This window comes from Floridaenema aerugineum BLCC-F46, from assembly GCF_041929345.1.
Taxonomy (GTDB): domain Bacteria; phylum Cyanobacteriota; class Cyanobacteriia; order Cyanobacteriales; family Aerosakkonemataceae; genus Floridanema; species Floridanema aerugineum.
In genome coordinates, this window is the sequence record NZ_JBHFNQ010000005.1 from 47,699 (window position 1) to 62,729 (window position 15,031).

Annotated in this window: 11 protein-coding genes; 2 read left to right on the forward strand and 9 right to left on the reverse strand. The window is 40.2% G+C overall.

All coding sequences use genetic code 11. From position 1 onward, the window contains the following. Nucleotides 1-43: 43 nt before the first annotated feature. The gene (locus ACE1CC_RS00530) at nucleotides 44-169 is read right to left on the reverse strand and encodes a hypothetical protein (protein ID WP_413268520.1); all 126 of its coding nucleotides are present in this window, start codon (nucleotides 167-169) and stop codon (nucleotides 44-46) included. Nucleotides 170-415: 246 nt separating this feature from the next. Between ACE1CC_RS00530 and ACE1CC_RS00535 the strand changes: the two genes are divergently transcribed. Next, on the forward strand, nucleotides 416-1,099 hold the full coding sequence (locus ACE1CC_RS00535; protein WP_413268521.1) for a GvpL/GvpF family gas vesicle protein: 684 nt from the start codon (nucleotides 416-418) through the stop codon (nucleotides 1,097-1,099). 82 nt (nucleotides 1,100-1,181) lie between these two features. Next, nucleotides 1,182-1,412, forward strand: a complete 231-nt coding sequence (locus ACE1CC_RS00540) for a hypothetical protein (RefSeq protein WP_413268522.1) — start codon at nucleotides 1,182-1,184, stop codon at nucleotides 1,410-1,412. Between the two features lie 207 nt (nucleotides 1,413-1,619). On the opposite strand, the gene ACE1CC_RS00545 is transcribed toward ACE1CC_RS00540, so the two are convergent. From ACE1CC_RS00545 to ACE1CC_RS00580, 8 genes are all read right to left on the reverse strand, one after another. Continuing rightward, on the reverse strand, nucleotides 1,620-3,443 hold the full coding sequence (locus ACE1CC_RS00545) for an ABC transporter ATP-binding protein/permease (protein ID WP_413268523.1): 1,824 nt from the start codon (nucleotides 3,441-3,443) through the stop codon (nucleotides 1,620-1,622). 186 nt (nucleotides 3,444-3,629) lie between these two features. Further along, a complete protein-coding gene (locus ACE1CC_RS00550) occupies nucleotides 3,630-4,622 on the reverse strand; it encodes an MvdD family ATP-grasp ribosomal peptide maturase (RefSeq protein ID WP_413268524.1) in 993 nt (330 codons plus the stop codon). A 54-nt stretch (nucleotides 4,623-4,676) separates the two neighbouring features. After that, a complete protein-coding gene (locus tag ACE1CC_RS00555) occupies nucleotides 4,677-5,654 on the reverse strand; it encodes an MvdC family ATP-grasp ribosomal peptide maturase (RefSeq protein WP_413268525.1) in 978 nt (325 codons plus the stop codon). A 258-nt stretch (nucleotides 5,655-5,912) separates the two neighbouring features. After that, nucleotides 5,913-6,053 carry a microviridin/marinostatin family tricyclic proteinase inhibitor gene (locus ACE1CC_RS00560; protein ID WP_413268526.1) on the reverse strand — a complete coding sequence of 47 codons (141 nt, stop codon included), beginning with the start codon at nucleotides 6,051-6,053 and terminating at the stop codon, nucleotides 5,913-5,915. 662 nt (nucleotides 6,054-6,715) lie between these two features. Next, complete coding sequence (locus ACE1CC_RS00565; protein WP_413268527.1) at nucleotides 6,716-7,219, reverse strand: GNAT family N-acetyltransferase; 504 nt, start codon at nucleotides 7,217-7,219, stop codon at nucleotides 6,716-6,718. A gap of 277 nt (nucleotides 7,220-7,496) precedes the next feature. After that, entirely contained in the window at nucleotides 7,497-7,685 is a 189-nt protein-coding gene (locus ACE1CC_RS00570; protein WP_413268528.1) for a microviridin/marinostatin family tricyclic proteinase inhibitor, read from the reverse strand. A gap of 240 nt (nucleotides 7,686-7,925) precedes the next feature. Next, the gene (locus ACE1CC_RS00575; RefSeq protein ID WP_413268529.1) at nucleotides 7,926-13,313 is read right to left on the reverse strand and encodes an amino acid adenylation domain-containing protein; all 5,388 of its coding nucleotides are present in this window, start codon (nucleotides 13,311-13,313) and stop codon (nucleotides 7,926-7,928) included. An 85-nt stretch (nucleotides 13,314-13,398) separates the two neighbouring features. Next, the coding region (locus ACE1CC_RS00580) for a thioesterase domain-containing protein (RefSeq protein WP_413268530.1) at nucleotides 13,399-15,031 on the reverse strand (1,633 nt) is incomplete at its 5' end.

The following is a 15,031-nucleotide window of genomic DNA, read 5'->3' on the forward strand; positions in this document are numbered from 1 at the left end:
TAGAGACGTTGTATACAACGTCTCTACAACCTATATAACGTCTCTACTCAATAAATTGCAGTTCTTGTTGAATATGCAGCCGTTCTATAACTAACTTATACAGCTTCAGTTGTTCGGATGCCTCTGATATCATGTCCGGTCGATTACCCACCCTGTAGAGACGTTGCATGCAACGTCTCTACAGGGTCGTGGAAAAAAGGTATTATGGCTGATCAACCGGACATAATATGATTTATTACGAGGCATTGTGCTAAGTTTGGGATGAAATACTTTGCCGGAGTTAGAATTTTGCATTTATTTATCGAAATAACTATAATATTATAGCTATTAGTCAGCTATAATGGTAGTTGTTAACGGGTTGTAAAAATTATTTGCTAAACTTCTTAGTTAATCTAAATTGTTAATGCTAATAAATATGGAATCATCCAACCTTTATACTTACTGCTTTTTAAATACCCCAAATGCCGCGATCGAATTACCGATCGGCATTAATCAGCCCGGATTTTTAGTTAGCAGTGCAGGTGTGGCGGCTTTAGTGGAAGCAGAAGTTGATTTAGAATCAATTAAAGAAGATGACCAAAAACTGATTCAAGCAGTTGTAGAGCACGATCACGTAATCTGCCAAATTTTCTCTCACACCACAGTTTTACCATTACGTTTCGGCACATCTTTTGCATCACAAGAAAGTTTACTAAATCATTTAGAATCTCATGCTCAAGAATATCTCGAAAAGCTGCAACAATTAAAGGGAAAAGGGGAATATATCTTAAAATTTACTTCCCGAACTTTAGAAGATGAACCTATTTCCAACGAAGCCGGAGGAAGGCAATATTTTTTAGCTAAAAAACAACGCTACCAAGCACAACAAAACTTTTACACCGCCCAAGCTGCGGAATGGGAAAATATGGTTTCTCAAATCACGGAAATTCACAAATCAGCCGTAGTAGTTGAACCTCAAAATGATCAAGCAAAGATTTATTTGTTAGTCAGTCGTCAAGAGGAATCGTTACTCGCTGAACAATTTCTCAGTTGGCAAAAAGCTTGTCATCGTTGGGAACTCTCTTTGGGAGAAGCTTTACCACCTTATCACTTTATTTAGTAAATTTCAAAATGGATATCCAACTAGTCAACAAGGAGATGTTTTAGAGAACTTTTATTCGTTAATTTTACAAGCCGAAAATATGGCAGCACAAGGTATGATGCTTTGTACTCTTGGCTTAGGGGATGCTGCTGATTTTAATTCAGGGTTATTGGTGAGTTTAAGCGATCGCGGCCAAGGTACTTTTATCTATGCCTCGCAGCCTATTTTATTAACTCTAGTAAATGATCCGATGCAAACTGGAGAACTCCTTAGCCAAATTCAAGCAGCCGCCCTAAAATATGGGCAAATTAATATTGCTGCGTATCTTTGAACAATTAAAAACATTTTAAAATCAGCCCTAAAACAATGGGCAAATACTGTCGGGCAGACAGGAATCAACGCCTCTGGAGAGAATGATCCCGGCTTGGATGGGGAAACTCAGCCAAGTAAATCAACTCAGCGAAAGAGGAAATCTCAGAAGTGATTCTCTTAATCCCCGTGCGTTCACGCCAGGGAGGATGTCAAGACTTCAGTCGTTCTAACGAGTCAGGACGGTATTTCCGTTGGATGTGCCATTAGATTTAGGATTGGTGGTCTTTGCTTTTTGCTTTTGATAATCAGAGATAGAAATAAGTTGCCATTGAGAATTTTCTCCTAACTCCAATACCCATTTATGGTAATTAAACAGGCTTTCTCGATGTCCTACACTAATAAAAGTTGTTTCCGTTTCTTGTAACTGCTGATATAAATTTCCTTCATTTTTCAAATCTAAAGCACTGGTGGCTTCATCTAATATGGTAAATCTGGGAGAAGTTATGAGTATTCGTGCAAAAGCAATGCGCTGTTGTTCTCCCAAAGATAAGATATTTTCCCAAGGTACTTCTTTATCAAAACCTTGGATTCGTGGCAGTAAATTTTGTAAATTAACTTGTTCTAAAACTGATTCGAGTTCTCGATCGCTCATTTCCCGATCGGTATTGGGATAAAGTAACTGTTCGCGCAAAGTTCCCAAAATGATATAAGGACGTTGCGGTAAAAATAACATCTCTTCTAGAGGAGGTCGGACTAAACGACCAGTTCCAGCATTCCACAAACCTGCGATCGCACGCAATAGAGAACTTTTCCCTCTGCCACTTGGCCCAACAATTAATAAACCTTCTCCCGGAGGTACAGAAAGTGATAACTTTTCTACTATCACTTGTTCATAATCGGGTGTTTGTAAAGTTAAATTCTCGAAACCTAAACGATTGTCTTCTAGAGTTTTAATCGTACTTACATTTTGGGGTTTTTGGCTAACTGATTCTAAAGCATTTGATAATTCTGATAATCTTTCAGCGTAACTGGAAAATCGTCCTGAACTACCAAATTCACTAATTAATTGTCCCAAAGCATTAGAGAATAAAAAACTACATAAACTGGCTTGTTGAATTTCGCCAAAATCAATTTTATCGGTAATAAATAAAGGTGTGAGTATGAACATTGAAAATACAGTAATAGCCGACTGATATGCCCTGTTAAAAGCATCTTGATTTCTCTCCCAATTTAATCTGCGTTCAATAGTAGATACTACATTACTAAATCTACGCTGGATGATTTTTGATTCTTCAGTCTCTCCCTGAAAAAATGCTATTGATTCAGCATGATTCCGAATATGAGTTAAACAATAATTGTAATCGGCTCTAAATTTAAGTTCCTCTTGATTAATATTGTTCATTTCTTGATTCAAGTAGATGGCAATAAAGTTGCCCGCTATTGTATAAATAATCAAAATAATTGTAATTATGGGAGAAATTGACCACATAATTATTAAAAAAGTTATCATTTCCAGCACTTTCTCCAGGAAAGTAGCTGAGAAACTGAGGAAATATTTAGTGATGGGTTCAATTTCTTGTGCTATACGTTGATCTGGGTTATCTAGAGCCGATTTATAGTTGATTTGATAATAAGCTTGATTGCTTAAGTATTTTCCTAAAATGTGATTATTTAGCCATTTGTACCAATCAAGAGCAATTTTTTTTCTAATAAATCTAGAAAATGCTACTAGGATAGTTACTAGCACAATACCCAGTGTGGAAACCCATAAAGTATCAATATACTTAGAAAGGTTTCTCTCTTCAATAACAATATTGATTACATAGCGATTCCAGTAGCTATTAAAGGCAGTTAAGCCCACCAGACCAAGTATTAATAATATCATCAGAATCAGCATTCCCCACGATCTGATCACATCGGAAAATACTCTCCCTTCTGCCTCTGTTGGATACCAATAAGGTTGAGCGATCGCTCTGACATCCTCCCAAAACTTAAAAAAACCGGAAGAAGTATTCTTTTGGGGTTGATTATTAAGAGCTTGAGTTTGCATATTCCAGAAGTATAGGTTTTCTCGTCCTCACTTAACTAAAAAAGCAAGGAGGGCGACGAAACTTATTATATCTGCATTTTGAGTTATTTCAATCTAATTAGGTTTGTTGTAGCGACTTTAGTCGTACATTCAAGTTTGTTGTAGCGACTTTAGTCGTACATTCCTTTCATAAAAGGACTAAAGTCCTCACAACAAACCTATTTTTTCTCTACCAACTAAAATCTCAGCAATTGCTTCAGAAATCGGAAAATTTGGTGAATATATTTCCATCCAGAAAAACTCCCCAACCGGGTTAACCTCAAGGAATACGTGCCGACCATCGGGTGTTACGAGAATATCAATTGCTCCATAGTTTAACCCAAAGTAAGCCATGAGTTTGAGCAGCTTTTTCTCAACATCTTCTGGCAAATTATAAGGTTCCCAATTTTTAAGTAAAGCTCTACCTTCTTTCCGCCAATCATAAGTAGACCCTGCCAACTTTTGCGAGTTTACTGCTGCTGTAAATACCTGATGTCCCACAATTGTTATCCGTAACTCTAATGCTTTTGGAACATTTTCTTGAAATGTCATTGGACAAAAGCGTAGTCCTTCTAAATGTTCTAAATCTTCATCTGTTACCGGAGTTGTGAACACTACATTCTCTTGACCTTGCTCACCGTAAATCGCAAAGGTAGAAAGCATTTTGGTAATAATACCCTGCTCCCGACATTCTTGGGCAAATTGTTTCACCGCCTCTGGATTATTTGAAGTTAGGGTGCGTGGTGTTAGTAGTCCGATTTCCCTGGCGACTTTTAACTGGAGTTGCTTATTCTTAGCTACATCCACATTGGACATTTTATCGAAATGAAATGCTTCGAGACTAGCGATCGTTCCCCTAACTGTAGCGCGACATTCTTCTATTGAAGCATCTCTAAATTGCTTATCCATTGAGTCAGGAATTTTCTGCCCATAACGCATCCGGCGATACCAAACAGAGGAAACTTCACTCAAATCTAATTTCTGTTCGCCATCAGTAATAATTACCTGTTCCGCATCACTATATTTAATATCAAGTTGCACTTCGGTAGGAAATCTGTCTGTGTCAAAACGAAAAGCTTTTTCTCCTTTAGATTCGATCGCTTTCATTACCAAAGGAATACTTTCGTTGTCGTTGCTGTAAGTAATAATTAAAACTGTCATTTGATTGAAGATTTTAGTTGTTTAGCTTGATTTGTGGAACAGGTTAGATCAATTTTAGGAAATTAGAGCGTCTGCGATCGCACCAGAAATCGGCAAATCCAAATCTTTCTCCAACATTCCCCATTCTCCGCTCGGATTAATTTCCAAAAACACATATTCTCCCGCTGGTGTCACAATAAAATCAAAGGCTCCAAACAGCAACCCAAATTTACCCATAAACGCTTTCAGACAACCAACAATCTCTTCAGGAAGTTGATGATGTTGCCATTTCCCAACATCAACACCTGGAGAACGCCAATCAACTTTTTCTCCTGCATAAACAGACGCATCTAACGCCCCCACAAATACATTACCATTCACATACACCACCCGCAATTCCAACTGCTTAGGAATCTCTTCTTGAAAAACCATTGGGCAATAGCGCAGTGACTCAGCATCATGTAAATCTTCTTCTTTAACAACACTCGTATAAAGAAAAAAAGAAGTTTGTTCCATACTCCGGGAAAGCGCAGTTAATAACTTACTCACCATTTTTCCCTTAACTTGTTGGAAAAACTCCCTTGCTGCTTCCGCTTTATTAGTAATAAGAGTCTGAGGAATCACAAAACCTACTTCCGAAGCAACTCGCAGTTGGCGCAGTTTATTATGTGCCACATTAATCCGTTCTAAATCATCTACCCAACGAGCTTCTCTCAAGCTATCCCAAAAACCATCCAATGTTGCCCGTGATTCTTTAATGCAAGCTTCTCGAAACTGAGGAGCTAATTCTTCACCAAATTTTGGCTCCCATATCCGGCGCATCCACACAGCTTTCACCTGCTCTGTACTGATAGAATCTGCGCCATATTCCAACCAGTGATAACTTTTTGACTTGTCAAATTGTGCTGTTAATTGTACTTCTAGGGGAAACTTATCTGTGTCGAAGCGAAATGGTTGCACCCCTTTCTTTGACAAGGCTTCTGCTACTCTATCTATTGTGAAGAAATCTCCACTGTGGGTAATTAGTAAAACAACATCACTGGACAAGGACATAATATATTTCTTTTGCGAGTGTTCTTCGATCGATATTTAGGAATTCTCCCAAATCAATCATTTAATTTTAATTTATTTGTGATTCTCACACTCTTAACTTTTATTGAGAGCAGCTACTTGGGAAAACCTTACTGTGTTGTGAAGGCATGATATTTACCATTTGAGTTAACTTTAAGATGGTAAATATCAGGCTTTCAAAAGTAGTTAGCAGTTATCTGTTAACTTCTACTACCTTCTTTTCCGATCAAGCAATTAAACTTAATATTCTTCCCAATCAGAAGGATACTTCAGAGTTGTAGGAAGAGGAGCCTTCTCTGACTGTGCAGACGCTTGCACTTCTAAGAAACGAGCGAAAAATGGCACTACTGTCACATCAACTGTTTTGATCTCTTTAGCCATGAGCTTTTCTCCTAAGAGACTTGTGAATAATTTGAAATTATCAGTCTTTTTATTAGAATACAACAGCTATTTACATAACTTAATTAATCTATAATTAATCTATAACTTAGTTAAATTTAATACCAACAAAGCGGGATGATTGCGATTTTAGAGCTAAGTTTAAAATCGCAATTATTATATGTTCAGGTAGTAGTATTTGTTAGTTATGTGAATCGCTCCTACTCCCTTCTTTCCAACTCAAATATCTAAACTTAAAAATTTTCTTAAAAATCTCCCAATCAGAAGGATATGATGTGATATTATGTCCGATCGATTACCCATAATTAGGAGTAGGGACACGGCATAATTAACTTTATCTGTTTGTCCAAAATATTTATGATGCCGTGTCCCTACGCAACAACGTGGTGAGTTTTTATTGTGGGTAATTCAACGGACATGATATGAAAGGATTTTCTGGCTGTGCAGGCTTTTTCTAAGCAATAGGCGTAAAAGGATACAGTTGTGATACCTATAACCTTTGCTATTTTTGTGGACATCTTATTTCTCCGACAAACTGCTTTGCCAATTTTAACTCCTGTTCGTAGAATAGTCAAGTCAGAGACAACAATGTAATTTTTTGAATTTATGAGTTTAATCGTTCCTCATAAATTCGCTCTTGATTTTTAACTTTTGTTCAATTTCCAAATTAACCCTTTATTGCGTGTTTCGATATGCTGCATTCCGATTTTTTCTAGCACTCGCCTAGAAGCTATATTATCTGCATCACATCCAGCAGTAATTGTTTGTACATTTGGTTGACAAAATGCCCAATCAATAACTGCTGTCGTTGCTTCTGAGGCATATCCTTGCCGCTGATAAGATGGAACTATCTGATAGCCTATTTCTGAACTCATATCGAATGGGATTTTGAGCATAATGTGACCAATAAGTATATTTTCTGCTTTATGAATGACTAGGAATCCCCATCCCCATTCATTTTGTAACGGGTAGTTGCGGAGAATATCTGCGATTCCGGGCAGATTTTCCCGCAATTGTTCATCAGGCCAATCAGGAGCAATTTTTACTCCCAAAATATCTGCTAATTTATCTGTGCCAATTATTGCAGCTTCTACCCTTTCCAGGCTAAAGGGTACTAAATACAATCTGTTAGTAACAATATTTTCCATCTGATGTATTTGATGACAGAACAGGTGTATAAAAGTTTTGTTTTGAGCGGTTTCATCGCTCAATATTAGGAACAACCCAAAACTCAATCATTACAATTTAAATTTTTTATAACTTTATTTTAAATACTCGCTCCAAACTGATAATAAAAATTTTCTTGATTAGGAACGCACGATCTTACTATATTTAATTTTACTTTAAGATAGCAAAGATCGTGCTTCCAAGAGTAGTTGACACTTGTGCGCTTTTACTCCTTGTTTTCCGAGCGAAAATCGGGATTTAAAAATCTTCCCAATCCGAAGGAAACTTGAAAGTAAATATAAAAGGAGGAACAGGAGGAGTTGGAGGAGTTGGAGTCGGTTCTTGTGGAGTTTCAGTTTCATCAACCGAAGAAGATGAAATAGAATCATCTAAGAACCGAGCGAAAAAAGGTACAGCTTTGCTGTTTGTTACTATTTCGTTAGACATGATATTTTTCCTTGCAAACTGCTTTGCCAACTTTAATTATCGATCGGCTAAGTAAATTAGTCAAGCAAGCTCTAACAATTCCATTTTTTCGCCTTAAACCAACTACCACAATTTAGAAAATCGACAAAAAACTTATTAAAAGAAATTCCTCACTTCCTGGATTTTTCCTAATAAAGGAGGTGCGAAATTTTCAGCTTTTTTGGTAATATAAAGAATCCGCCCCTTTGAAGCGAATTCTTTTTAGACAAAGAAAGTTAATTCCCGATTCTTGATTGTCAAATGTACTTGCTCGATGCAAGCATTCAACCGTTCTGCTAAAACCTGAACATGAGGTAAACGCAGGATCGTAACATGATCGCCTGGAACAAATTGGACATCCACTGGTTGGCTAGAAAAAGCATTCCAACCCAAAGCCTTATCTCTAGCATTTTTTGTATATTCAAGAATTTCCGGGTCGGAAATCTCAGACTCATCCACCGCAAAAACCTCCCTAGAGCGAAACACAGTAACGGGAGCAGCATGAAACTGCTGTGGGACATAAGGAGTCATACTCTCAGCCCGGTAAACTTGCAACACCTGGGACAAATAAGTTGGGTCAGCATCAGGAGCTAAAAGATCGGCCATTTTCAAGGAATCCAAAACATATTGAACTTGTGCCTCTGGAGCCAAAGAGCGAAGTTGTTGAGCATCCAAATTTAACTCTTTACCATAGACAGCTTTCATGGAGTAATCAAAACTTAGCATCCATGAAACATCATCCAACTTTTCTAGCTGTTCTAAGTAGGATGTTGGTATTCGTTGTGGTGCTGTAGCATCAAGAATAGCCAGCAGAGCTACCTCTTCTCCCCGATCGATCAACTGGAGTGCCATTTCATAAGCTATTTGACCACCAAAAGAATGTCCAGCCAGAAAATAAGGGCCTTGAGGTGCAACTGCCTGCATAGCCTGAATGTAGCGAGCAGCTTTCTCCTCAACAGAAGTCATGGATACCCATTTTTGCTTGTCATAAGCTGCTTGGAAGCTGTAGAAAGGTTGGTCTGGAGGAAGACAACGAGCCAAATTATACAAGTAGAACGGATAGCCACCCGCCCCCGGCACACAGAACAAAGGTGGACGCTCACCCATAGGCTGAATTGCTACTATTGGAGAATCACTCTTAGTATCAGCATCCTTTTGCACCGCAATTGCTAACTGTTCGATCGTCGGATTTTGAAACAGAGTAGCCAAAGGGATATCCTTACCAAACTGTTCCTTAAGTTGAGCCATTAAGTAGGGAGCTAACAGAGAATGACCACCCAGGTCAAAAAAGTTATCTTTTACCCCCACCAGGTCAAGTTTGAGAATATTTGACCAGATGTGTGCGAGTTTCAGTTCTACGGGGTTTCGGGGTAAAACAATTGTATCCGAATTACTGTGACCAGAAGGTTCGGGTAAAGCGCGACGATCGACCTTACCGTTAGGCGTTAATGGTAGAGCTTCCAGGGTCACAAAAGCACTGGGTATCATGTAATTGGGTAGCTTCTGTTGGAGAAACTCACGCACTTGCGGCACTAATTTCTCGACCAACTTGCCTTGTAAGGGATTGTTTGTATACTCAGTCCAGGATTTTTTGGCAAGAGTCTCACTATTCCAAAAAGCGATCGATTTTTGTATAGAACTATTCGAGCAAAATACCACATCGAATGAACCATCCTGACTACCCTTCCACCAACTCAGATGAACCCTGTAGCCAAGACGCTCTCCCAACTCCCAAAACTGTTCCGGGTTAACACCAGTAGTAGGCTGTGTGAAGAGCAGTTGCCGCAGTTCCTTTACTGTCTCGACCTCTTTTGGATTTTTCGCCCATTCCCAAATTTGTAGCGCTTGCGACACTCGTTGATTGGGTACATTTCTAATTCCCAAAATGTGGGGCTGTTGTCGGGCGAGTTGTTGTTCAATTTGGGAGAAGGAAAGCTGGTTTAGATGCCAGTCTAACCAAGGAACAGCAGTTGTTTGAACTTGAACACCCAAATGCAGCGTCACATCATAGCGGAATTGAGAGAGTTCGTTTTGAGCATAACCGCGTTTGGGCTGAATTTCTAAAGAGCCAATTTGAGGAAAGCGTTGTGTTAAAGCGATAAAGAATCTGGGGTCAATCAATAATTCTTCTTCAGTGGCGATACTTTGACGGACTTGCTGCTGCCAAGAGTCCACACTTCTGTCCTCAGTCGCTTGAGCTAACTTCACCGCTGCATGATAAGGTTCCAGTAAAGGCAAGCTGCGGACATCCCCAACGAAGATTGCACCTTCTGAATCAATTGCTCCGATCGCACCTTCAAGAACTTGCAACAGATAATCCACACTGGGGAAATACTGCACCACTGAATTGATAATTACAGTGTCGAATTTGGCTTTCGGGATATCCGCAAAGTTATCTGCGGTTTGCTGTCGCAATTTCACTTTTTCTAGACCGACAACGGTGCAGCATAGCTGTTCTACGTACTCGATAGCGGCGCTGGAATAATCGATCCCCCAATACTCTAGGCAGTTTTTCGCCACCCTAGATAGTAATAAGCCTGTTCCACAACCAATTTCTAATACTCTTTTTGGCCCAAGAGACTCAATTCGGCTGACAGTACTTTCCACCCACAGCCGCATTTCTTCAGCGGGGATAGCATCTCTGGTGTAACTACTGTTCCAACCAGCTATATTAAACGTCAGGTCATCACTCTTCCCTTGAGCTTGGCTATAAGTTTGTTCATAGAGTGTTTGCCAATCGCTTACGTACTCACTTTGCCATTCGGTTACTTGCTCTAAGGAGTCTTGGCGATTAACACCAGGTACTAAATAAGCTACCAAACGTATATCCCCAAGGCTGTCCTCTCTTGCCACAACCACACCCTCTTGCACCAAAGGATGTTGACGCAAAACGGCTTCAATTTCCCCCAACTCAATGCGAAAACCGCGAATCTTCACTTGATTGTCAATGCGTCCCAAGTATTCGATATTCCCATCAGGCAAATAGCGTGCCTTATCTCCGGTTTTATATAGTCTAAGAACTCTTGGTTGGGGGGTAGGTGTTAGGGGTTGGGGAAATTCTTCTTCCCTACACCCTAACACCTGACCCCTATCCCCGAAGGGATTGGGGATGAACTTTTCATTAGTTAACTCAGGACGGTTGAGATAGCCTCTGGCTAAGGAAGCTCCTCCAATGTGCAATTCTCCTGGTACACCCACTGGTACTGGTTGCAGATAAGAGTCCAGTATGTAAACTTGGGTATTAGCGATCGGACGACCAATAGGAGGTGATGCACCATTGTTTTCCCCCTGGACGGCTACCACCCCAGAAGTTGTCACCACCGTATTCTCTGTTGGCCCATAATTATTCACCACTGAAAACGGCACTAACGGCGAGGGATAATTGTGCAGTTTATCCCCACCAACTAACATAGTTCGCAAATCTACACTTTCGGGCCATTCCAAACTCAATAACTTCTCTGCCACAGGTGTGGGCACAAAACTGATACTAATTTTTTGGGCAATCAGCCAGTCTCGCAGATCGATCGGGTTGTGCAGAGTCTCAGCTTTCACCAAGTAAATACTAGCTCCCTTCGTCAGGTAAGGCCACAGTTCCCAGACAGCAGCATCAAATGCCGTTCCCGCTAATTGCGTAGCTTTATCTTCATACGTGATATTAAAAGCACTTTGATGCCAGAACACCAGATTGAGCAGCGATTGATGAGTAACTAGTACTCCTTTCGGCTGACCTGTAGAGCCAGATGTATAAATCGTGTATGCTAAATTAGTCGCTTGCACTTGAGACTTCGGATTATCCTGACTCCACTCTTGAATTACATGAGCGTCAGTATCCAAACAGAATAAGTTTCCTTGATACTCAGTTAGCCTCTCTCTGGTTCGCTCATTTGTCAGTAGCACTCCTACTTGAGAATCTTCTAACATAAAGCGCAATCGTTCAGTAGGATAATCTGGGTCAAGGGGAATGTATGCGCCACCCGCTTTGAGAATCCCCAACAGTCCGACTATCATTTCAATAGAACGTTCGACACAAATCCCCACCAACACCTCTGCACCCACACCCAAAGAGCGCAAATAATGTGCCAACTGATTCGCTTTTGCATTCAATTGGGAGTAAGTTAGTTGTTGATTCTCAAACACCACTGCTACTGCATCTGGTGTCCTCAAACACTGCACTTCAAACAACTGATGCACACACTGATTAACTGGATAATCTACTTGAGTATTGTTCCACTCAACTAATAACTGCTGTTGCTCAGCTTCTGTCAGCAGAGTTAATTGCCCAATCTGCTGCTGTGGATTAGCAACTATACTTTCAAGCAAGGTGACAAAATGCCCTGCCATGCGTGCGATCGTACTAACTTCAAACAAGTCAGTATTATATTGCCAGCATAGTTGCAAAACTCCCTGAGCTTCCATCACTGCTAAAGTCAGATCAAAGTCTGCACCCCTTTGATGTGCGAGTAAGTATGGCTCCATTTCTAGCACTTGTTCTCGACTAGATTCACACCAATGCTGCCGTTGCCAGCCGAAACTCACTTGACATAAAGGAGGGCGACTTGGATCTCGCTGGGCTTCGAGTAGTTCTGCCAAGAGAGAAAACGGATAGTCTTGATGATTTTGACCTTCTTTTACGGTGTTGCTAACTTGAGTGAGAAGTTCTGCGAATTTGACATTTTTATCCACAGAAATTCGTAAAGGGATCAGATTAACCAAATAGCCAACAACCTCTTGAAAATCTCCACTCCAACGTCCTCTCATTGGACTTCCAATCAGAATATCTTCTTGATTGGTGTAGCGATAAACCAATACGTAAAATGCGGTTAGCAGAATCCGATAAAGGCTTTCGCCAGAGGTTTGAGCCAGGTTATTGAGTTTTTGAATTAATCGATCATCTAAACATAAAAGATGTGATTCCCCTTGATAAGTCTGTAGGGGAGGACGGGGTTTGTCTGGGAGTAAATTCACAATTGGCAACTCACCAGCTAATTGTTTTTTCCAGTATTGCCAATGTTTTTCTCCCCTCTCATCCGACAGCATTTCTGACTGCCATCGCACAAAATCTATATATGATTTATTTAGGATTAAAGAGCCTTCAACACCCTCCGCTTGTTCTTGACTTGCAGGTTCAATTTCGGCAGTATACAAAGCCTGAAAATCCTTCAGCAGTAAATCAAAAGACCACATATCAGCTGCAATGTGGTGCATGGTTAGCAAGAGAATATGCGCTTTTTCTGAACAAGTAAACAGATTAATCCGCAAAACGGAATCTTTTTCTAGGTTAAATGGGCGATCGGTTTGGGCAAATATTTGCTCTTTTAAATAATCTTCACTCCAACCGGAGGCATCTGTTAAGTCAATAGTAAATTTCTGTTCTTTATTAATTTGTTGAACAGGTTTGCCTTTGTCAGTGATATAAGTGGTTCGGAGAATCGGATGGCGTTCAAAAATCTTATTCCATACACTGATGAAAGTAGGAATATTTAGGGTTGAGTTAATTTTTACCGTAATATATGTATTATATACAACGCTTTCTGGAGCCCTTTGATAGAGAAACCATAAGGCTTCTTGACCATAAGAAAGCGGATAAGTTTCTGTTACTTTTGTGTTCATTTGAGTTCCTTAAAATCTTTTTTTTCCAAACTTCAACACTCGGTACATAATCCGCCCACAAAGGGCGGAATCTTCAAAAGTCAGATCAGGCAGATTGCCCGTTTTTACTTGTTAATTTTGCTTGCTGGATGCAAGTATTTAACTTTTGGGCTAAAACTTGAACATGAGGGAAATGTAACATCGTCGTATGATTGCCAGGGACAAATTGAACATCCACAGGTGCTCCAGAAATAGCACTCCAACCAAAGGTGGAATCCTGAAAAACCTCACGGAAAAACTCATTTTCTTCGACTTTAATTTCACTAGAGCGAAACAGAGTAATGTGGACAGGATAAACCTGTTGTTGTGGGGAATACTTAGCTTTATGATCTGCCATGAAAGATTGCAACAGATGCAACAAATAAGTGGAATCAGCATCAGGAGGTAGGATATCAAACATTTTTACATACTCCAGAACATATTGAATTTGTGCCTCTGGAGCCAAAGATAAAAGCTTCTCGACATCCAACTCTAAATCAGATGCAAAAGTAGCTTTCATTGCACCAACTAAATCAATCAACCATTGAGTATCATCCCAATCATCTGAAGTTTTGCCAAAGCCGGGTGGTGTAGTGTCAAGAATAGCCAACAAAGCAACTTCTTCTCCCCGATCGAGCAACTGCTGTGCCATTTCATAAGCTACTTTACCACCAAAAGAATGCCCAGCTAAAAAATATGGGCCTTGAGGTGCAACTGTCTGCATTGCCTGTATGTAGTGAGCAGCTACCTCCTCAATATGGGTAATAGGCACTATCTCCTGGTAATAATTTTTTTGGAAAGTGTAGAAAGGTTGGTTTGAAGGGAGACAACGAGCCAAGTTATACAAGTATAAGGAATAGCCACCCGATCCGGGTACACAGAACAAAGGTGGATGCTCACCTACAGGCTGAATTGCAAGCAAAGGAGAATCATTCTTAGTATCCACATCTTTGTCTTTTTGCACTACAGTTGCTAACTGTTCGATCGTCGGATTTTGCAAGAGAGTAGCTAAAGGGATATCCTTATTAAACGCCTGCTTAATTTGCGCCATTAAATAAGGAATTAATAGGGAATGACCACCAAGGTCAAAAAAGTTATCTTTTACCCCCACAAGGTCAAGTTTGAGAATTTTTGACCAGATTTGTGCGAGTTTCAGTTCTACGGGGTTCCGGGGTAAAACAATTGTATCCGAACTAGTGCGATCGGAAGGTTCGGGTAAGGCACGACGATCGACTTTACCACTGGGAGTTAAAGGCAAAGTCTCCAATAACACATAAGCACTCGGCACCATATAATCTGGTAACTTCGCTTTCAGGTATTGCCGCAGTTCGTTGCTGCTAAGTACCGTTGAAGATTCTGCTGTGATGTATGCTACTAGCCGTTTATCTCCGGGTGTGTCTTCGCGGACGATCGCTACAGCCGCTTGGACTTGAGGATGTTGCCCCAAAATTACCTCAATTTCGCCCAACTCAATACGGAAACCTCGGATTTTCACTTGATTGTCAATCCGTCCCAGGTATTCAATGTTGCCATCTGGTAAATACCGTGCTAAGTCTCCAGTTTTGTAAAGTCTTGGGGGTTGGGGGGTAGGTGTTAGGGGTTGGGGAAAAAGAAGGGGTTGGGTGTTAGGGGTTGGGGGTTGGGGAAATTCTTTTTCCCTATCACCTAACCCCTGACCCCTATCCCCTAAAGAATCCCTA